The organism is Comamonas aquatica, assembly GCF_018064205.1.
Taxonomy (GTDB): domain Bacteria; phylum Pseudomonadota; class Gammaproteobacteria; order Burkholderiales; family Burkholderiaceae_C; genus Comamonas; species Comamonas aquatica.
Map to the genome: position 1 here is coordinate 1,743,804 of NZ_CP072916.1, position 17,577 is coordinate 1,761,380.

19 protein-coding genes and 1 pseudogene are annotated in these 17,577 nt (G+C 56.5%); 8 read left to right on the forward strand and 12 right to left on the reverse strand.

Annotation, left to right across the window (positions count from 1 at the left end):
* Positions 1-157: 157 nt before the first annotated feature.
* The 4 genes from KAQ61_RS08210 to KAQ61_RS08225 all read right to left on the reverse strand — a co-directional run bounded on the left by KAQ61_RS08210 (position 158) and on the right by KAQ61_RS08225 (position 3,555).
* Entirely contained in the window at positions 158-1,465 is a 1,308-nt protein-coding gene (locus KAQ61_RS08210) for a type II toxin-antitoxin system HipA family toxin (protein ID WP_210931306.1), read from the reverse strand.
* Entirely contained in the window at positions 1,465-1,884 is a 420-nt protein-coding gene (locus tag KAQ61_RS08215) for a helix-turn-helix domain-containing protein (protein ID WP_210931308.1), read from the reverse strand. The genes KAQ61_RS08210 and KAQ61_RS08215 overlap by 1 nt, the downstream gene beginning before the upstream one ends.
* A gap of 134 nt (positions 1,885-2,018) precedes the next feature.
* Complete coding sequence (locus KAQ61_RS08220; RefSeq protein WP_210931310.1) at positions 2,019-3,284, reverse strand: integrase family protein; 1,266 nt, start codon at positions 3,282-3,284, stop codon at positions 2,019-2,021.
* The gene (locus KAQ61_RS08225; RefSeq protein WP_210931313.1) at positions 3,271-3,555 is read right to left on the reverse strand and encodes a hypothetical protein; all 285 of its coding nucleotides are present in this window, start codon (positions 3,553-3,555) and stop codon (positions 3,271-3,273) included. The genes KAQ61_RS08220 and KAQ61_RS08225 overlap by 14 nt, the downstream gene beginning before the upstream one ends.
* Positions 3,556-3,584: 29 nt before the next feature.
* Here KAQ61_RS08225 and KAQ61_RS08230 point away from each other — a divergent pair, with 29 nt between their 5' ends.
* Both KAQ61_RS08230 and KAQ61_RS08235 read left to right on the forward strand, forming a co-directional pair.
* Positions 3,585-3,926: a DUF3024 domain-containing protein gene (locus KAQ61_RS08230; RefSeq protein WP_244983024.1), complete on the forward strand. Its 342-nt coding sequence runs from the start codon at positions 3,585-3,587 to the stop codon at positions 3,924-3,926.
* 105 nt (positions 3,927-4,031) lie between these two features.
* Complete coding sequence (locus KAQ61_RS08235) at positions 4,032-4,397, forward strand: hypothetical protein (RefSeq protein WP_045266632.1); 366 nt, start codon at positions 4,032-4,034, stop codon at positions 4,395-4,397.
* 5 nt (positions 4,398-4,402) lie between these two features.
* On the opposite strand, the gene KAQ61_RS08240 is transcribed toward KAQ61_RS08235, so the two are convergent.
* Together KAQ61_RS08240 and KAQ61_RS08245 are read right to left on the reverse strand one after the other, a co-directional pair.
* Positions 4,403-4,765, reverse strand: coding sequence for a phage terminase small subunit P27 family (locus KAQ61_RS08240; protein WP_210931796.1), 363 nt, complete (start codon positions 4,763-4,765; stop codon positions 4,403-4,405).
* The gene (locus tag KAQ61_RS08245) at positions 4,762-5,172 is read right to left on the reverse strand and encodes a hypothetical protein (protein ID WP_210931317.1); all 411 of its coding nucleotides are present in this window, start codon (positions 5,170-5,172) and stop codon (positions 4,762-4,764) included. The genes KAQ61_RS08240 and KAQ61_RS08245 overlap by 4 nt, the downstream gene beginning before the upstream one ends.
* Before the next feature lie 502 nt (positions 5,173-5,674).
* Here KAQ61_RS08245 and KAQ61_RS08250 point away from each other — a divergent pair.
* Both KAQ61_RS08250 and KAQ61_RS08255 read left to right on the forward strand, forming a co-directional pair.
* Entirely contained in the window at positions 5,675-6,601 is a 927-nt protein-coding gene (locus KAQ61_RS08250) for a 3-hydroxyacyl-CoA dehydrogenase family protein (protein WP_083215258.1), read from the forward strand.
* A gap of 10 nt (positions 6,602-6,611) precedes the next feature.
* Positions 6,612-7,427: a beta-keto acid cleavage family enzyme gene (locus tag KAQ61_RS08255; RefSeq protein WP_045267850.1), complete on the forward strand. Its 816-nt coding sequence runs from the start codon at positions 6,612-6,614 to the stop codon at positions 7,425-7,427.
* A gap of 12 nt (positions 7,428-7,439) precedes the next feature.
* Here the strand turns inward: KAQ61_RS08255 and KAQ61_RS08260 are convergent, their stop codons facing one another.
* On the reverse strand, positions 7,440-8,120 hold the full coding sequence (locus tag KAQ61_RS08260) for a GntR family transcriptional regulator (RefSeq protein ID WP_045266630.1): 681 nt from the start codon (positions 8,118-8,120) through the stop codon (positions 7,440-7,442).
* 6 nt (positions 8,121-8,126) lie between these two features.
* Positions 8,127-9,884: an IlvD/Edd family dehydratase gene (locus KAQ61_RS08265; protein WP_210931319.1), complete on the reverse strand. Its 1,758-nt coding sequence runs from the start codon at positions 9,882-9,884 to the stop codon at positions 8,127-8,129.
* 112 nt (positions 9,885-9,996) lie between these two features.
* Here KAQ61_RS08265 and KAQ61_RS08270 point away from each other — a divergent pair, with 112 nt between their 5' ends.
* From KAQ61_RS08270 to KAQ61_RS08280, 3 genes and pseudogenes are all read left to right on the forward strand, one after another.
* Positions 9,997-11,019, forward strand: coding sequence for a Bug family tripartite tricarboxylate transporter substrate binding protein (locus KAQ61_RS08270; RefSeq protein ID WP_045266628.1), 1,023 nt, complete (start codon positions 9,997-9,999; stop codon positions 11,017-11,019).
* A gap of 69 nt (positions 11,020-11,088) precedes the next feature.
* The gene (locus KAQ61_RS08275) at positions 11,089-12,003 is read left to right on the forward strand and encodes a LysR family transcriptional regulator (protein ID WP_307902412.1); all 915 of its coding nucleotides are present in this window, start codon (positions 11,089-11,091) and stop codon (positions 12,001-12,003) included.
* 108 nt (positions 12,004-12,111) lie between these two features.
* Positions 12,112-12,204: pseudogene (locus tag KAQ61_RS08280) on the forward strand (IS5/IS1182 family transposase); the annotation flags it as partial.
* Positions 12,205-12,272: 68 nt separating this feature from the next.
* Here KAQ61_RS08280 and KAQ61_RS08285 read toward each other — a convergent pair.
* Entirely contained in the window at positions 12,273-13,715 is a 1,443-nt protein-coding gene (locus tag KAQ61_RS08285) for an NAD-dependent succinate-semialdehyde dehydrogenase (RefSeq protein WP_210931798.1), read from the reverse strand.
* 223 nt (positions 13,716-13,938) lie between these two features.
* Here KAQ61_RS08285 and KAQ61_RS08290 point away from each other — a divergent pair, with 223 nt between their 5' ends.
* A complete protein-coding gene (locus KAQ61_RS08290; RefSeq protein WP_210931324.1) occupies positions 13,939-14,691 on the forward strand; it encodes a GntR family transcriptional regulator in 753 nt (250 codons plus the stop codon).
* 4 nt (positions 14,692-14,695) lie between these two features.
* Here KAQ61_RS08290 and KAQ61_RS08295 read toward each other — a convergent pair whose 3' ends face one another.
* The 3 genes from KAQ61_RS08295 to KAQ61_RS08305 form a co-directional block, all read right to left on the reverse strand.
* Positions 14,696-15,712 carry an NAD(P)H-quinone oxidoreductase gene (locus KAQ61_RS08295; protein ID WP_210931326.1) on the reverse strand — a complete coding sequence of 339 codons (1,017 nt, stop codon included), beginning with the start codon at positions 15,710-15,712 and terminating at the stop codon, positions 14,696-14,698.
* Positions 15,713-15,798: 86 nt separating this feature from the next.
* Entirely contained in the window at positions 15,799-16,764 is a 966-nt protein-coding gene (locus KAQ61_RS08300) for a Bug family tripartite tricarboxylate transporter substrate binding protein (RefSeq protein ID WP_210931328.1), read from the reverse strand.
* A gap of 31 nt (positions 16,765-16,795) precedes the next feature.
* Positions 16,796-17,542 carry an SDR family oxidoreductase gene (locus tag KAQ61_RS08305; RefSeq protein ID WP_210931330.1) on the reverse strand — a complete coding sequence of 249 codons (747 nt, stop codon included), beginning with the start codon at positions 17,540-17,542 and terminating at the stop codon, positions 16,796-16,798.
* Positions 17,543-17,577 lie beyond the last annotated feature (35 nt).

Sequence of the window (17,577 nt, forward strand, 5' to 3'; positions counted from 1 at the left end):
CGGCGGCGTCCCTTTGATCAGCCTTACCGTGTATTCCAGATTGTTGAAAACCAGCAATCTAGTTTGCCGGAAAGCAGCAATCTAGTTTGCTGAAATCAAGCAATCCAGTTTGCGGGAATCCCGCAAACTGGAATCGAGGCAAAAGCCCTGTACCTCATCAATCAGGTACAGCCAGAAAACGGTGTGCTTGGGCACGTGCTCCGTCGTAGATTTGCTTCGCGATACTCGGTGACACACTAGGATGCAGGTCAGCATTGACTTGCTCAATCGCGGTGTCCAGCTGCGCCAGCATCTCCAGCATCGCGGGCCACAGGCCCTCAACCCGCGTCCAATCTGCCAAAGCCTTCCAGTGCCGACGCTGGATTTTTTGCAAGTGGTAGTGGCGGCTTTGAGTCCCTGGAACAGCCATGGCCATCTTGGCTTTCTGCCAAGCAATCTTTCCGTGCCCATGGCCTATTACCGGCCATGCCGACAACACGTCATACAAAGGCGTTGAGATATATCCCCCGCCAGGTTGCATAAAGATGGAGAAGTTTTTGGCGTGGCCGTCGATAGCACCCAAAAGCCAAAACGCCAGCTGTGCCATGACGAAGCGCGCGCAATCTTGCGCAGACGCCTGGCTCTTGCTCAACACTTGCAAGCATTGCGCGATCCCAGGGCCACCATCCGCTTCGTACTTCTGAGTGCTGGCGACCCCCAGCGACTGGCATAAATCTTCTTGCGGCAAACGTGCCAACCAGCCATCTGGTGTCCATGCGCGATCGAAGCGCTCGACACACAGCACCGTGTGTGGGCCAAAAGTTTCAATGCTGCAGTTCGCTACCGGCAATCCCAGCGCTTTAAGCAATTGATTGCACAACCACTCGTTTTGCACTGACTGTGTGAAATCCAGCTCTGTCCCCGGCACCAAACCGATGTTGGGCTTGAGTATGTGGGTGGTAGGCGTAGCACCTTCGGGCACGTACCACTGTGAGTCCACGCGCAGCAGCGCTGTTTTCTCTTGTGCGCCAGCAATAGAAATCCGAAAGTCGACGTCCGTATCCAGGCTGCCAAATGAAGCCCCCAAAGAGCTCAAGTGCGCGCTGATCGCGGCTTCATCCAATTGCTGGCCACGGATCTGATCAAAGCCATCAGGCTCAACACCCTCGGGCAGTAATTGCACGGCACCCACGCAATCGCGACCGATCGCTTCTAGCAAGGTAAAAACGTCAGACTTGCGCAGCCCGTACCGTTGCCGAATGCGCTTGCGGATGTCGGTGTTGTCAGGCAATAGGTTGTCAAAAAAGTTCTCAACCACCTCGCCGGTGACACGCAGGTCCGGCGTAAATGGCAGCGACAGCGACAAAGGGCGCACATGTTTGCTCGCCAGCCAGCCTGGGTCATACACCACACTGTGCGCACCCGTGCGCGAGATCTCCCAGCGACCTACACGCAAACCGTTCATCCAAATACCGAGCGCGCGCATTACCAACGCCCTTGTGGCTTGTGACTCTGCCAGCCATCTGCGAGTACCGTGTGTTTCAGCGGCTGCGCGCTCGGCCTTGGCTCAAGGTGCTGGGCTGGCGCTGCCTGACTGGCTACTACCCTCGCCTGCTTGCTTTTTGACGTGGATTCACCGGCTTGCACTGGGACGGATGCTGCGTCTGAGAGCGCGGCCTCTGGGGGCAGCGTTTGAGCCCGCAGCACCAACTGCGCTCCCAACAATTCCAGGATGGCCATCATCTGCCCCACGCTGACGGCGGAAGGGTCCTTCTCAATCGCGGCGATTCTGGATTGCGTGACTTGGAGCAAGCTCGCCAATCCAGCTTGGCTCATGCCTTTGGCTTTACGCAGCGACTTGAGGTACAAGCCCAGGTGCTGTGGAAAATTCAGTGTGTAGTCCATCTCACCCCCACGGCCAAAATCATTTCAAAGTGATAAATGCAAATTATCACTTTAATGTGATTTCTGCAAGTTATCACTCAAGAGTGATACTCATGAACTGGCGGTAGGACCTCGCCCTGTGACAACCAAGTGGATCACTTCACGATGTGCAACCTGGCAGCCACTTGAGGCACTTCAAATTGGACGTTGGCCAGGTCCAGAATGTACGCTTCGATGCGCTGCGCGAACGGCCGCAACGCATCAATACTGCGCGGCCGATAGCCCTCTGCCGTCGCACTGGGCTTGTGCCCCATGATCTGCGCAATTGCACCGGCAGGTGCGCCTGCGGCTTCCCCCAGCAACGAAAAGGAGCGACGCAAGCCGTGGAATGTCAAATGACCAATTCCAGCACTGCGTAGCGCTAAGGCATGGCTTGCGCGAGCGTCGGTAATCCGCCCCGCTTTACCGGTACTGGCAAACACATGGGCACCGACACGCGGTAAACGCATGAGTAGTTGCGCCAAATACGGGGTCAGCGGAATGACGCGGACCTCTTCCACCTTGTCAGCCAAGGTCAACTTGCTCCAGCGGAAATCCACCTGTTGCCACGTCAAGGCAGCCACTTCTTCCCGGCGCGCACCTGTTAAGAGCAAAGTTCTTAGATAAGCACTGGCGGTTTGGTTAGACAACTGCTCAACCCCACTCCACCAACTTTGCACTTGGGCCGCCTCCAATGCATCGGTACGCCGAACACTCGCAGGCAGACTTTCCACAATCGCCGGTGCTTTACCCGCATCACGGTCCACCAGCGCCCGATACTCGGGTTGAGCGGCACACCAGCGAAGAAAGCCACGAAACATCATCAAGGCACGTGCAGCTTGGTGCTTACCTGTGATTGCTTCCCGGTCAAACCACACCTTCAGCGCATCTTCTGTCACACCAGACAGGGGCAATGCCAGAAGAGGAAAAAGTGGGCCGGGGCGCGTCAGTCCAGTACCGCGCTTTTTTGGCTCTCCACCGGGTAGCGCCATTGCATGAAGGTCTGCCAAGTAGCGCGGCTTCCAAGCATCCCGGCGCTTTGGTCTACCGTTCTCCAAATACAACGGCCAGATATCTCCTACTGTCAGAGCTTTGGCTTTGGCCTGCTGTCGCTGGGCGTCCTGCTCTGCCCTGTGCTGACGCTCCAGCTCGCGTGGGTCTTGGCCTTGGTCAACTGTCAATGCCAATTTCCGCGCCTCAGTGCGCGCTTGCTCGATGCTCCATACAGCTGGGGGGCCGATAGTCTTACTCAAGAAGCTGCCCTCTTTGGTTTTACGCTGAAAAACAAAAGCCTTTGCACCTTTATCAGTAGCACGAACCGCTAGGCCAGGCACTTCACTGTCACGTAAAAACACTTTCGCCTTACCTTCAGGGCAGCTCATGGAAGCCGGTGTGATTCACTTTGATGTGCGGCAGCAACTCAATAAAGGCACACAAATTGTCTGCAGGGCGGTACTTGCGTCCGGTGCTGTCCGTGAGCACAGGGTTAAATCGGTACGCTGCGGTGCGGCCCTTGAAACGCTGCAAGTCGTTGATTTGCCGCTGGCAAGCTTGGCGCACCCACTGGCATGCGGGCACATCGCCAGCCACAACCGATTGCGCATAGCGCAGCGCAACTGCAGCGTAATTGCGCCTAGATGGTGATAGTGTCATGGGGTATCAGACAGATAGAGAGAGCGTCAATGGCCCTGACCGAGCTAGAAGTACTGCGCACTGGCAAAGCAATGAACGCATTCGTGCAGCGCAAGCGACCACCTGAACACATACGAGACCAACTGGATCTCCTGTGGACCCTAGAAGGCCAATCGGTGTACCTGCTCGAAGATCGCCGCCTCATGGATGGAGAACGACACCAGCGGCCCTTCGCCAAAGCCACCTATGTGCGCACCCAAAAAATCTGGAAGATCTACTGGATGCGAGCCGATCTGAAGTGGCACAGCTACGAGCCAGTGCCCACTGCTAAAACGATTGATGCGTTTTGCGCAGCCGTAGAAGAAGATCCCTATGGGTGCTTCTGGGGTTAGTTACCCACTCGCAATTCCACTCCAAGAGGCATCTTTGTGGCCCGACTCCTTTTTCGCCTGCACCCACTGAGCCAGCGCAGCTTCTGATGCTGCGAAAATCCCCCCATGAGTGACAAAAAGCAAATTGCAGCTGATCTGCACGCAGCCCTCGCTGGACAAGCCACCCTAAGCATCGATCTGTACGTCGAAGTCCTGGCCGACTATGAGGACGAACTTAAAGCCTCACTGGATCAAGACGCTGATGACGCTTTGCTGTGTATGCTGGCCGACGAAGGAGAGGTGGCGATGTTGCTCATCGACTGGGATGGCAGCATCTACCGAAATGAAAACGCTTTGCGGAAACTGCGACTCATGTGGCAGCACAGCTTCGATTTCAATATGCGCACCCTCGTGCCCCTCCTCAGCGACCACATCAGTACGGGCAACCTAGGCGTAGCAGGCATCAAATGGGTGCCAGAACCTTCCAAGTAACTGGCTTACCCACCCGCAATCCCACTCCAAGGGTCATCTTTTTGGCCTGCTTCTTTTTTGACCACCACCCGCGAGCGTGACGCGGGGGTGAAGCCCATCTCAGCTGCCGCCTTGGGCATGATCTGCGCTTGGCGGTTGACGATGGCCAGGTACGGCGACTGCATCGGCACTCCTGTGTTAGGCGCTTTGATCAGCATGCCGGTCTTGGCCAACTTGTTGCTGGCCTCTTGGTACAAGTCAAACGCCACCACCCACACTGTGAACACCGAGGCATCGACATCTTTGAGCAGGCCCGGTGGGGCGTTTTGAATCACATCCAGCCAAGTGTCCTTTTGCCGATCAGTGAGCCAGTGAGGCGGCTCTGTCAGGTCTGCTTTAGAACGTGTTCAAAGTCTCCTGAGCAGAAGGCCCAAGAATGCCAAGTGGACGAACTGCAGGCTGGTGTGGCCTTGAGTGCTTTTTCTTGTTCTGCCTGCTGGCGCAGCAGCCCTGCCATGGCGGCAGCATCGCTCGTCACCGCCTCTGTGCTGCTGAGCTTGCTTTGCAAGTCGTTGATTTGCTTTTGCAGCGCGTACAGCTTTTGGCTCGGGTCATCCTGCAGTTTGAATGGCCCGGGCTTGAAGTGCGGATCATTGCCAAAGGTGCGGTGAAACCACAGCGCCACTTCACGCGCGATCTTTAAGCTGTCCAGCGCTTCGCGGTAGCCAATGGGGGCGTCGATATCGTGGGCTGCTTCATTGCCGCGCATGCGCAGCACATGAAACAGGTGGCGCACTTGTGGATCCAGCCCCATGCGCTGGTCAATCGCACGCAGCAGCTCGGCTTGGGTTTGCTGCTGGGACCCCCGCCTGTGCGATGGGCAATATCTTTGGCCAGTGCCTGGGCCAGAATGCGCAGCTTGGCCACGCAGCTGACAGGATCGTGAGGAAAGATTTTTTCCGCTGTCGCACCCAGCGATGCCAGCGCTTGGGAGTGCGCCTTCAGAGAATCAAAATTGCTCACCCTCTGCACTCCTGATGTCTCATTTTGTTGTGGGTGATTATGGCTTTGTTACATCTGTTCACCAAACGTCGTGCCAAGCAAAGTCAAGCAGACGCCGACAAATCAACACGCCAACTTATCGGCAAAACAGGATAGTTAAGAAAATAAATTCGTTTAACAAATTTATTGACAAGCTCCACACTTGCTCCCAGTAATTTTGACTAGGGAGACACTCGGTGGAGTCCACAACATTTAGCGCTCCTGCGCATTTCTTTCGCCCTTCTCGCTCAACCGCTGTGGTGGTGGGTGGCGGCACCATGGGGGCTGATGTGGCCGTGGTGCTGTGCCGTGGCGGTTGCCGCACCATCGTGGTCGAGTCCAACGCCGAGCGCCGTGCCAAGGTACCGGAATTAGTAGCCAATGGCTTGGCACAGCTGCAAGCAAGCGAGCAACAGCAGCAACTGAGCGCGGTAGAGTCCTTGCAGGACATTGACTGGACTACGGTCGACGTCGTGATCGAGTGCATTCCCGAGCGCCTAGACATCAAGCAAGCTTTGTTCAAGGATCTGCAAGCGCTGGCCCGACCCGACACACTGCTGGCCAGCAATAGCTCAAGTTTTCCCATTTCCGCCATCGCTCAAGGGCTCCAAACACCCGAGCGCATGCTGGGCCTGCACTTTTTTATGCCCGCCCACCTGACGCCTTTGGTGGAAGTGGTGTGCGGCGAAGGCAGCGCACTCGAATCTGCCCAAAACCTGCATGCATTCATGCGCCAGTGCGGCATGGTGCCGGTGCTGGTGAAGAAAGATTTGCCCGGCTTTTTGGCCAACCGCTTGCAGCACGCATTGGCACGAGAGGCATTCGCGCTGATCGATGCAGGTGTGGCCACGCCTGAAGATGTGGACGCGGCAGTGCGCTTTGGTTTTGGTTTTCGCTTTTTGGCAGCTGGCCCGGTGCTCCAGCGTGACCACGCAGGCCTTGAAGTGCACTGCGCGGCAGGTGCCACCATGTACCCCTCGCTGGCCGCCAACACGGTGCCTAGCCAATGCCTGTCGCAAAAAGTGGCAGAAGGCAAGTTCGGCATGAAAACGGGCGAAGGCTTTTTCAAGTGGACGCCAGAGACCATCGCGCAAGAACGCCAGCGCTACCAAAAAACCTTGCTGGCAGGGCTGGAAATCCTCAAAAACGAGCTGCCACCCGTGGGTGATGCAGCGCAAAGCTGAAAGGCACGGCATGCACAGCCCTTTGATTGTTACCGTGGCCCCTAATGGGGCCTATAAAACCAAAGCGCAGCACCCGCAGGTGCCACTGACGGCGCAGGAATTGGCACAAACCGCCAAGGCCTGCCTGGATGCCGGTGCTGCCATGATCCACGCTCATGTGCGGCAAGCCGATGGCAAACATTTGCTCGATGCCCACGCCTACCGCGAGGCAACGGCTGCCATTCGCCAGGCTGTTGGGCAGGAGCTGGTGGTGCAAATCACCACCGAGGCCGCACAGGTCTACCAGCCCCACGTGCAAATGCAGGTCGCGCGTGAAGTCACACCGGAGGCGGTATCGGTGGGGCTGCGCGAAATCGTCAAGCCTGAAGTGTCCGAGGCTGAGATTGAAGCATTCTTCACTTGGCTGAAGAACAGCAACGTCATGACGCAAATTATTTTGTATGACGTGGCAGATGTGCAGACTTGGCAGCGCCTGCGCGCGCAAGGCGTGATTCCAGACAACCGCTGGTTCTTGCTGTTTGTGCTGGGTCGCTATGCCGTGGGGCAGACGTCTTCTCCCACGGACTTGCTGCCGTTTCTGGCGGCAGATGATGGCGCCTATCCTTGGGCCATGTGCGCATTTGGCCCACAGGAAAACGCTTGTGCGATGGCTGCTGCCAGCCTGGGCGGCCATGCCCGCGTGGGCTTTGAGAACAATCTGTTTCTCAAAGACGGCTCACACGCCCCGGACAACGCAGCGCTGGTGGCGCAAGTCGCCCAAGGTGCGCAAGCGTTGGGCCGCCCGCTGGCATGTGCCGATGATGTGCGTCGCCTGTTCTTGAATTGATCGGTGCAGCTTTCAGGCTTGCAGCATGGCCTGCGCCTTCAAGTAGTGATCTCTGGAGGGCAGCAAGTGCGCCGTAGCCAGCTCGAGCAAGCGGGAGCGATCCCCGAGCTCCAGCACGGCCAGCAGCTCGTGGTGCTCTTGCTGCGACTGCAGCTGCCGCTCGCCCGAAATCAAGGCACCAAAGCGAATGGCATGCGTGCGGCGTGCGAAATCTTCAATGGCCTGGGCCAAGAACATATTGCCGCATTGCGCAAACAAAAACCGATGGAACGCTTGGTTGGTTCTGAAGATACGGCGTGCGTCGTGCTGGCGCACGGCCTCGTCGTGCGCGCTTTGCAGCTGTGCCAGCGCCTGCAAGGCCGCATTGGGCAGGGGCAATGGGATTGTGCGCATGGCCTCGACCTCCAGCAGGCAGCGCATATCGTAGAGCTGCAAGACTTCATCGCTGCCAAAAGACTTCACCAAGGCGCCGATGTTGCGCTTGCGCTCGACCAAGCCCAGGCCTTCGAGCACAGCCAAAGCTTCGCGCACCGTGTGGCGCTTGGCCGCAAAGCGCGCCATCAGCTCGTCTTCAACCAGCCGCATTTTGGGTGGCAGAAGGCCCAGCACAATGTCCTCTTCCAGTGTGGCCACCATGGCCGAGGTGCCGCCCTGTTCGGGACGGCACTCGGAGGCTTGAGTGCCCGTCAACATGCCTGCTTAACTCCTAGGTACAGCGCCCTTGCGCTGCGTTGCGGTCAAAAAATCAAAATCGGCGCCCCGGTCTGCTTGCAGCACCGTCTTTTTGAACAAATGGGCATAGCCTCGCTCGGCGCTGGGAATTTGCACGGGTTGGGCAGCTTGGCGACGCGCAAGCTCGGCGGGATCGATCTTCCATTCAATCGAGCGCTCGCGCACCGACAGCTTGATGGTATCGCCGGTCTGCACCCACGCCAGCGGGCCACCAATCGCCGCTTCAGGCGTGACATGCAGCACGATGGTGCCAAAGGCTGTGCCGCTCATGCGCCCGTCCGAAATGCGCACCATGTCTTTCACACCCTGCGCTGCAAGCTTCTTGGGAATGGGCAAATAGCCCGCTTCAGGCATGGCGGCGGCTTTGGGGCCAATGTTCTTGAGCACCAAGATATCGTCGGCTTGCACATCCAGGTCAGACGCATCGATGCGCGCAGCCAAGTCCTCGGCATTTTCAAACACCACAGCGCGCCCTTCGTGCTCCATCAAGTCAGGATTGGCGGCCGATTGCTTGATGATGGCACCACCAGGCGCCAGATTGCCGTGCAGCACGGCAATGCCGCCTTGGGGAGACAACGGGTCTTGGAGCGTTTTGACAATCGTCTGCGCAAAGCCCGGGCCTGCGGCTTCCAACTCCTCGCCCAAGGTTTTGCCGGTGACGGTCAAAGCGTCCAGGTTCAGCAGCGGCTTGAGCTCGCGCAGCAAGGTAGGCATGCCGCCAGCAGCGTGAAAATCTTCCATGTAATGGTCGCCCGAAGGCTTGAGGTCCAGCAGCACCGGGGTGTTGCGGCTCAGTGCATCCAGTGCCTTCAGGTCCAGTTCATAGCCCAGTCGCCCCGCAATCGCCGCCAAATGGACGATGGCATTGGTCGAGCCGCCCATGGCCAGCAACACGCGCATGGCATTTTCAAAGGCCGCAGGGGTGAGGATTTGGTCAATGGTCAAACCCGCACGGGCCATGTGCACGGCCACTTCGCCGGTGCGCTCGGCAATGCGAATGCGGTCTGCGGTGACGGCTGGAGGGCTGGCGCTGCCGGGAATGGCAATCCCCAATGCCTCGGCAATGCACGCCATGGTGCTGGCAGTGCCCGCTACCGAACAAGTGCCCACGCTGGCCACCAACTGGTTGTTGACGTCTGCAATTTCTTGGCTGTCGATTTCTTCAGCGCGGAATTTGCCCCAGTAGCGGCGACAGTCGGTGCAGGCGCCCACACGCTCACTGCGGTGCGAGCCGGTGAGCATCGACCCAGTCACCAACTGCACTGCGGGCAGCCCGACCGACGCTGCGCCCATGAGCTGTGCAGGCACGGTCTTGTCGCAACCACCAATCAGCACCACGGCATCCATGGGTTGCGCGCGCAGCAGCTCCTCGGTGTCCATGGACATGAGGTTGCGCAAATACATGCTGGTGGGTTGCGAGAAGCTTTCGTGCAGCGAGATGGTGGGGAAGTCCATGGGCAAACCACCCGCCATCAAGATGCCACGCTTCACAGCTTCCATCAGCTGGGGCATGTTGCCGTGGCAAGGGTTGTAAGCGCTGCCGGTATTGGTGATGCCGATCACGGGGCGATCCAGGGCTTTGTCCGTGAAGCCTGCGCCTTTGATAAAGGCTTTGCGCAGGAACAGCGAGAACCCGCGATCGCCGTAATTGGTCAGCCCTTTCGAAATGCCACTGGAGGCTGCTTCAGGATGGATCGAGGGCGCTTGGCTTGGCTTATCTGACATGGGAGGGTTTACCACGGTTGATGAATTAGATTATTAATAATATTGTTGATTACAAAAAAAATCGAGCGTTCCTTCAAGAAAAAGCGTACCTACAAACCCTATAGGAGACTGTATGAAGACCACCTTTTCTTTTATCAAAACCACCAACACCAACCGCCGCCAAACCATTGCGGCCATTGCTGCAGGTGTCTGGCTGGCATGCGGCTCGCTGGGCGTAGCCCACGCACAAAGCGACTATCCCAACAAGCCCGTCAAGCTGGTGGTGCCCTATGCACCCGGCGGTGCCACTGATGTGATTGGCCGCGTGCTGGCCAAACACCTGTCAGACCAACTGGGCCAGCAGTTCATCGTGGAAAACCGTGCCGGTGCAGGCGGTAGCTTGGGTGCAGGCCAGGTCAGCAAATCGCCCGCCGATGGCTACACCTTGCTCATGGGCGCATTTACCAGCCACACCATCAATGCCGCGCTGACACCGGCCCTCACGCCGTTTGATATCCAAAAGAGCTTTGCGCACATTTCGCTGGTGGGCACCGTGCCACTGGTGTTTGTGGTCAACCCCACCGTGCCTGCCAAGAGCGTGAAGGAGCTGGTGGATCTGGCCAAGGCCAAGCCCGGCACTGTCACATTTGCATCGGCAGGCAATGGCTCGCCCCAGCACCTGGCTATTGAGATGCTCAAGCTGCAAACCAAAATTGATGCCGTTCATGTGCCCTACAAAGGCAGCGGCCCTGCCATTGCTGACTTGTTGGGCGGCCAGGTCAACGCCATGATTGACACCGTGCCTGCCGCACAAAGCCAAATCAAGGCGGGCAAGCTGCGCGCACTGGCCACCACCACCAAGGAACGCGTGGCCTCGCTGCCCGATGTGCCTACCGTGGGTGAAGCCGGTTTCCCTGACATGTTGGTGAGCTCGATGTTTGGCATTTCAGCCCCTGCAGGCACGCCCGATGCCATCGTTCAAAAGCTCAATGCGGCGCTGAAGGACATTTTGTCCAGGCAAGAAGTCAAGGACTCCATGCTGGCCCAAGGCACGATTGCCACGTACAACACACCTGAAGAGTCTTCGAAAATCATCAATGATGAGTTCACCAAGTGGGCCAAGTTGATCAAGGATGGCAACATCAAGCCTGAGTAAGCGATGACAGCCAGGGTCTCGCAGGCTGCGCAGGCCCTGCTGTCTATACTCGGGCCGGTGGAACCCAACTTGTCGACCAAAGAACTCAAGGCCGTGCTGGCCTTGAGCCAAACCCGCAGTTTTGGCCAAGCGGCACTGCAAATGCATTTGTCGCAATCGGCTTTGTCAGCACTGATTGCCCGCGTGGAAACCCACATTGGCGCCCGACTGTTTGAGCGCACCACCCGCGCGGTTGAACTGACCGATGCAGGGCAAATTTTCGTCTCCCATGCCCAAGAACTGGTACGCGACACCCAGCGCGCTGTGCAAGCAGTAGCGGATGCCGTCCAGCTGAAAACCGGAGCCGTGTCGGTGGCGGCCTTACCCTCGCTGGCAGCATCCACAGTGCCGGAAGTATTTGCCACATTCAGACAGATCCACCCCGGGGTGCGTCTGTCCCTGCTGGACACCTTGTCTGGCCCAGCTTTTGATTTGGTCCGCAGCGGCAAAGTCGATCTGGCGCTCACGGCCGCAGACCCCAAGCAAGAAGACTTAGCCTACGAGCAGCTCACGACCGATGAGTTTGTGCTGATCTGCCCCACTGGCCATCCGCTGTGCAACCACGCACAAGCCATTGCCTTGCACGAGACGCTGCAGTACCCGCACATCTCCATGAGTGCTTCAGCCAGTGTGCGCCAGTATTTAGATGCTGAGTTGCATCAACATGGTCATACCTTCACGCCAGCTTTTGAAGTCGACCACATCGCCACCATTGGCGCGCTCGTCGCGCATGGACTGGGCATCAGTGCCCTGCCAGAAACGGCAGTGTCATTGCTCAAATCTGAAGCCATCCATTACCTGCCCCTGCAAGCGCCGGGCATTCAGCGCCCGCTGGGCGTGGTGACGCGGCGCCACGCACCGCTGAGCTATGCCGCTCAAGCGCTGATTGAACTCATCAAACAAGCTTTGGGCCATAGCGCCACAGCCAGCAACGCAAGTCGTTAACTGCCTAGCAAGACTGGCATTGAACGCCTCAGAAACATCAAGTTCAGAAGCGAGGGTGTGCAGAATTTTGTGTAAACGGCCAATCAACTACCGGCGCAAGCCGGCCTTGAACTGCTCAGCCAGATACCCGCAGATGAGCCGATTGCCAGCGTGGGCGGCGATGGGGCCTACGACACCAAGGCATGTCACGCGGCGATAGCCAGGCCAAACAGGTTCTTGAGCGTCAAGCAAAACTAAATCAGAGATTTATGCAACAACGCCGATTTAGACTAGACCATCGCAATCGATACTGCTTTTGACACTAGATAGGCTTCCAACGCCTCTGGCCCTCCTTCGGAGCCATAACCGGAGTCCTTGACCCCGCCAAATGGCATCTCCGCCGAAGCCACGGCTGGCTGATTGATCCACAACATGCCAGTTTCCAATTGGTGAGTCAGCGTATGTGCTGTCTTTAGCGAACTTGTGAATGCATAGGCTGCGAGGCCATAAGGCAGACGGTTGGCCTCCGCAATCGCCTCTTCCAGCTTGTCAAACGAGCGCATGGATACCACTGGCCCAAAAGGTTCGTTGTTGAATACATCGGCATCCAGTGGCACATCGGCCAACACTGTGGGCGCGAAAAAGTTACCCACTTCGCCCAGCTTAGTGCCGCCAGCGAGCAACTTGGCGCCCTTGTGCTGTGCATCTTGAACCACTTGCTCCATGGCAGTGATACGGCGGCTGTTGGCCAGAGCACCCATAGAGCTACGGACATTCATGCCATCACCGACTTGGATCTGCGCGACGCGATCAAGCATAGCCTGCGTAAATTGCGTTTGGATGGACCTGTGCACCAAAAAGCGCGTGGGAGCAATACACACCTGGCCGGCATTGCGGAACTTGGAGGCACTGGACGCTTGTACGGCCAACGCCACATCTGCATCTTCGGCCACGATAACGGGTGCATGGCCTCCAAGTTCCATGGTACAGCGCTTCATGTGCTTGCCTGCCAGAGCCGCTAATTGCTTGCCCACCTGGGTAGAGCCCGTGAACGTGATCTTCTTGATGATTGGATGTGCAATCAGGTACTCGGAAATCTGTGCGGGATTACCATAGACTAAGCCCACCACTCCAGCTGGAATACCGGCATCCACAAAGCATTCGAGCAAGGCTGCAGGCGATGCGGGAGTTTCTTCGGGGGCTTTGCACAAGAAAGCACAGCCGGTAGACAGCGCTGCGCCTAGCTTGCGCACGATCTGATTGACGGGGAAGTTCCAGGGCGTGAAAGCTGCTACGACACCCACAGGCTCCTTGATCACCAGCTGCTGCACGTCCATACGGCGCGCAGGTACGATGCGGCCATAAACACGGATAGCTTCGTCCGCAAACCACTCAATGATGCCCACACCAGCCAACACTTCCGCCTTGGCCTCTGCCAGAGGCTTGCCCTGCTCTTGCGTCATCAATGCTGCAATGGAGTCTGCGCGTTCACGCAGAAGGCCAGCAGCGCGGCGCATGATGGCCGAACGCTCAATCGCGGGCATATTGCGCCAGATGCCAAAACCTTTTTGCGCCGCCTGCAGCGCTGCGTCCAAATCAACCACATCGGAATGAGCGACATGACCGATAACTACGCCGTTGGCAGGATTGCGCACCTCAATAGTCTTGCCGGAAGCAGCGCTGCGCCACTGACCGTCGATAAGTAGTTGAACTTCATGATTTGTTTGTGGCATTTTGTCTCCTTTATGATTTTGTAAAAGATTTATCCAACAAGTGAAACCTTTTTTAGAAAATGGTTTCACCACATTTCTACGATTGCTTGTTTAAATTCAATATTCAATACTGATTAATTTAAAATATCAGAACTTATCCAAGTCCTAAAAAAGCATCTTCGACTTTCATCTTTTTATAAAATAATGACTATAAATGCACTAGGGCAAATACCTAAGGATTACAATGTCTAAAGTCAATCACACTGATCTTGTTCGCAAAACGCTACTGACGAAGTTGACCTATGGTGAATACTACCCAGGCCACAGCTTTGTTTTGCGCGAACTATTGCAAGATCCTGAGTTCGAAGGAATGAGCCAAACCCCTATCCGCGAAGCGCTGCTGCAACTTGTAGCTGCAAACATCCTGATAGGCCAACGTGGCTTCAGTGTGCGAGTCCCTATCCCCAGCGCCGAACACCTGATCGAAGTACGTGCCCTGCGCTCACATTTAGAAGTCATGGCTGCGCTGCAGCATTTTGATGATTGGGATGAAGAATCACTCTTGGAGCTGGAAGCTTTGCATCACTCCATGGCGCAAGCCAAAAGCGTCAAAGACGTTAAAAACCAATTGCGCTACAACGCAATGTTTCACATGCGCTTATGCCATATGGAGCAAGAGTCGTATCTCAAAAGCATGATTCAGACTCTGTGGGCAATCACTGGTCCCTCGGTGGGTTACCTATATGGCAAAGGCTCGACCTCAGTCTTTACAGGTATTCATCCGCACGAAGAAATTTTGAAAGCACTGCGCGAGAAAAATTCACGCTTGCTCGAACGTGCGCTGATCAAGGACCTCAGCAGCACCGGCACGCGCATCATAGAAGTCCTCAAGCAAAAGCTCTCACCCGAGGCTTTGGCACTACAACCTTTCAAGCCCATGGATCTGGTGCGCGTGCGCACCAGAGAAGGCCGTCAGATCAAATACGGAGCCAGTTAGCCGGTTAACGGCAATCGAGTACCACCTTGCCAAATGGCTTGCCATTTTGCAGGTGCTCATGTGCCTGATCGGCATAGCGTAAGGAATAGACCTTGTCGACGTGAATTTGCAAGCTACCATCAATTAATGCATCGAACCATCGATTACAAAAGCGGCGCGTCATTGCTTGCTTTTCCTCGATGCTCTGCGACTTCATCACCGATCCACGCACACTCAAACAGTTGCGGAGCAGCAAGTCAATCGGCATGGCCCCTTTGGGCCCTTCTTGCAGACCCAGCTGTACCAGTCTGCCGTACAGCGCCAGACTACGCATATTGCGCTCAAAATAGCTGCCGCCCATATTGCAAACGATCACATCAACCTTGCCACCCGGTGCCTGGCTGGCAATTTCCTGCTCAAAATCTTGCGAGGCATAGTCGATCGTGCTATCCACGCCAAGCGCCTTGAGCTGCTCATGCTTGCCGCTACTGGAGGTAGTGCCAATCCAGGCCGCACCTGCAGCCTTGGCCATCTGGATCATCGTGGTGCCCACTCCGCCGCCCGCGCCATGGATGAGCACGCGATCGCCCGGGTTCATTTGACCCAGGTGCATCAGCATCTGGTGCGCTGTGATCATGACTTCGGGAATAGAACCCGCTTCGACCATGGTCAGATTGCTGGGCACTGGCATGCACAGGCGATGATCCATACGTGCGTATTCCGCGTAGGAGCCGCCGCCGACCAACCCCATCACGGTATCTCCCACGCACACATCAGTGACCGCACTGCCGATGTCCACGACTGTGCCGGCCAATTCAAGGCCGATGATCTCATCGCAGTCCCCGTATCCAGGCTTGGCGCCATAGCGCCCCTCGCGCCAGAAGATTTCAGCGCGGTTCAGGCCCGCAGCGGCAACGCGCACCAGCACATCCGTAGGACGCAACTGCGGCAGTGCAACTTGTTGTGGCTTGAGTACGGAAGGTGCGCCAAATTCCTGAGCAATCGCTGCCAGCATCGTCAAAGGTAATGTCTCTTTATTCATGGATTTTTTGATTCCATTTGTCTCAAGAAAAAGCCAGCACGATGGCTGGCTCACATGCAAACGCAGCCTAAACTGCTGCCGCGGGCTTAATTATTTTGCGGAATGTTGGCAGCCTTGATCGCTGCGCCCATAAACTGGTGGCCATCGACAAGCATCTTGCGATACTCAGCGCCATTTACGGCCACCGGCTCCAGTCCACCCAGAGAGAATATCTTTGAGGTTTCTGGCGAATTAATCGCAGTCATGGCAATTTTTTCCATCTTGTCGCGCACGCCCTTGTCTACCCCCTTAGGGAAGGCCAGGCCCACCCAAGAGTCCACTTCCACATCAAATCCTTGCTCTTTGAGTGTGGGGATCTCTGGCATCTCAGTCCAGCGCATGGGGCTCGCGCTGGCCAGCATGCGCATCTTGCCGGCCTGCACGTGCGGGATGATGTCTGAAGGATTTTGCACAATCACTTCCACATGGCCACCCAGCAGTGCATTGACAGTTTCAGCACCGGACTTGTACGAGACTTGCTCGAACTTGCCACCTGTTTTACGGCCCAGTTCATACATGGCGATGTTGTTAGGCGCTGAGGGCGCACCAAAGAAGACGCTCTTGCCTTTCTTTGCCGCATCCACCAAGTCTTGCACGGTCTTATATGGCGAGTCGGCGCGCACAGCGACACCGTACTTGAATCTGCCCACGCCTGCGATGAAATCGAAATCCTTCTCGGTGTAATCGACCTTCATCATGTGCGGCGTGATGGCGACCGTAGAATACGTCACGATACCGAACGTATAGCCATCGGCTTTTTGCTTGGCCAGTTGAGATACCCCCAGTGTTCCTTGGGCCCCGGCCTTGTTCTGAATCACAATAGGCTTGCGCAGCATGGGTTCCATGCCTTTGGCCAAGCCACGTGCGGCCACATCGGTATTGCCGCCAGCACCATAGTTGACGAACATGTTCACTTCACGTTCTGGGTACAGGGCTGCATTTTGGGCAAAGACGACCATGGGTAAGGCTGCTGCGCAGGCCAACATGGCTACAAGAGTGCGTCGTTTCTTCATATGCTTTTCCTCACTTCAGGGTGGCGATGCATCAGTTCATGAAGACGCCGCCGTTGATATCCAAGCACGCACCAATAGTGAATGCCGCCTCGTCCGTACACAGCATCGCAACTGCATACGCAATTTCATGTGCCTGACCAATACGCCCTATGGGGATGGATTTGGCGATGCGCTCGTTAACCTCTTCGCCACCTTGCATGGCCATCTTGGTTTGCACACGCCCCGGTGCCACGGCATTGCATGCAATACCGTAAGGTGCCATCTCCAGCGCCACGGCCCGGGTCCATGCCAAAAGCGCTGCCTTGCTCATCATGTAGGCAGGACCAGATACCGCAGTCTTGCTGCGCCCAGCCAGTGAAGCCACATTTACGATTCGTCCCCAACCTAGTTTTTGCATGCCCGGCAAAAGCTGCTGGGTCAAAAGCATGGGAGACAGCGCATTAATTTGCATCGTGCGGTGAAATTCCTGCACGCCGGTTGTCAGTGAGGTATTGGAGTGGCCTTGCTCATTTTTCAGGCTCACTCCAGCATTGTTGACAAGTATTTGCACGTCACCAAATTCGTTCTTGATGCGCTGTGCAAATGCTTCAATGTCGCCTACATCCTCCAGATCAAACGCAATCACATGCAAATGCGGTAAAAACTCATGTGGCACTTGACCATCGAGTTCGCCTGTGCGACTGCAAGCAATTACGCGGTGCCCTTGCTGCAATAGCCGCAGCGTTGTGGCAAATCCGATGCCTCGGGTTCCGCCGGTGACCAAAGCGAGTTTTTGCATCTTGACTATGTCCTTCATTGGCTTGGCTTAAAACA

Excerpts from the sequence above, each read along its gene's own strand:
- KAQ61_RS08210 (WP_210931306.1), bottom strand. The coding sequence starts at position 1,465 with ATGCGCGCGCTCGGTATTTGGATGAACGGTTTGCGTGTAGGTCGCTGG.
- KAQ61_RS08215 (WP_210931308.1), bottom strand. The coding sequence starts at position 1,884 with ATGGACTACACACTGAATTTTCCACAGCACCTGGGCTTGTACCTCAAG.
- KAQ61_RS08220 (WP_210931310.1), bottom strand. The coding sequence starts at position 3,284 with ATGAGCTGCCCTGAAGGTAAGGCGAAAGTGTTTTTACGTGACAGTGAA.
- KAQ61_RS08225 (WP_210931313.1), bottom strand. The coding sequence starts at position 3,555 with ATGACACTATCACCATCTAGGCGCAATTACGCTGCAGTTGCGCTGCGC.
- KAQ61_RS08230 (WP_244983024.1), top strand. The coding sequence starts at position 3,585 with ATGGCCCTGACCGAGCTAGAAGTACTGCGCACTGGCAAAGCAATGAAC.
- KAQ61_RS08235 (WP_045266632.1), top strand. The coding sequence starts at position 4,032 with ATGAGTGACAAAAAGCAAATTGCAGCTGATCTGCACGCAGCCCTCGCT.
- KAQ61_RS08255 (WP_045267850.1), top strand. The coding sequence starts at position 6,612 with ATGCACAGCCCTTTGATTGTTACCGTGGCCCCTAATGGGGCCTATAAA.
- KAQ61_RS08260 (WP_045266630.1), bottom strand. The coding sequence starts at position 8,120 with ATGTTGACGGGCACTCAAGCCTCCGAGTGCCGTCCCGAACAGGGCGGC.
- KAQ61_RS08265 (WP_210931319.1), bottom strand. The coding sequence starts at position 9,884 with ATGTCAGATAAGCCAAGCCAAGCGCCCTCGATCCATCCTGAAGCAGCC.
- KAQ61_RS08270 (WP_045266628.1), top strand. The coding sequence starts at position 9,997 with ATGAAGACCACCTTTTCTTTTATCAAAACCACCAACACCAACCGCCGC.
- KAQ61_RS08285 (WP_210931798.1), bottom strand. The coding sequence starts at position 13,715 with ATGCCACAAACAAATCATGAAGTTCAACTACTTATCGACGGTCAGTGG.
- KAQ61_RS08290 (WP_210931324.1), top strand. The coding sequence starts at position 13,939 with ATGTCTAAAGTCAATCACACTGATCTTGTTCGCAAAACGCTACTGACG.
- KAQ61_RS08295 (WP_210931326.1), bottom strand. The coding sequence starts at position 15,712 with ATGAATAAAGAGACATTACCTTTGACGATGCTGGCAGCGATTGCTCAG.
- KAQ61_RS08300 (WP_210931328.1), bottom strand. The coding sequence starts at position 16,764 with ATGAAGAAACGACGCACTCTTGTAGCCATGTTGGCCTGCGCAGCAGCC.
- KAQ61_RS08305 (WP_210931330.1), bottom strand. The coding sequence starts at position 17,542 with ATGCAAAAACTCGCTTTGGTCACCGGCGGAACCCGAGGCATCGGATTT.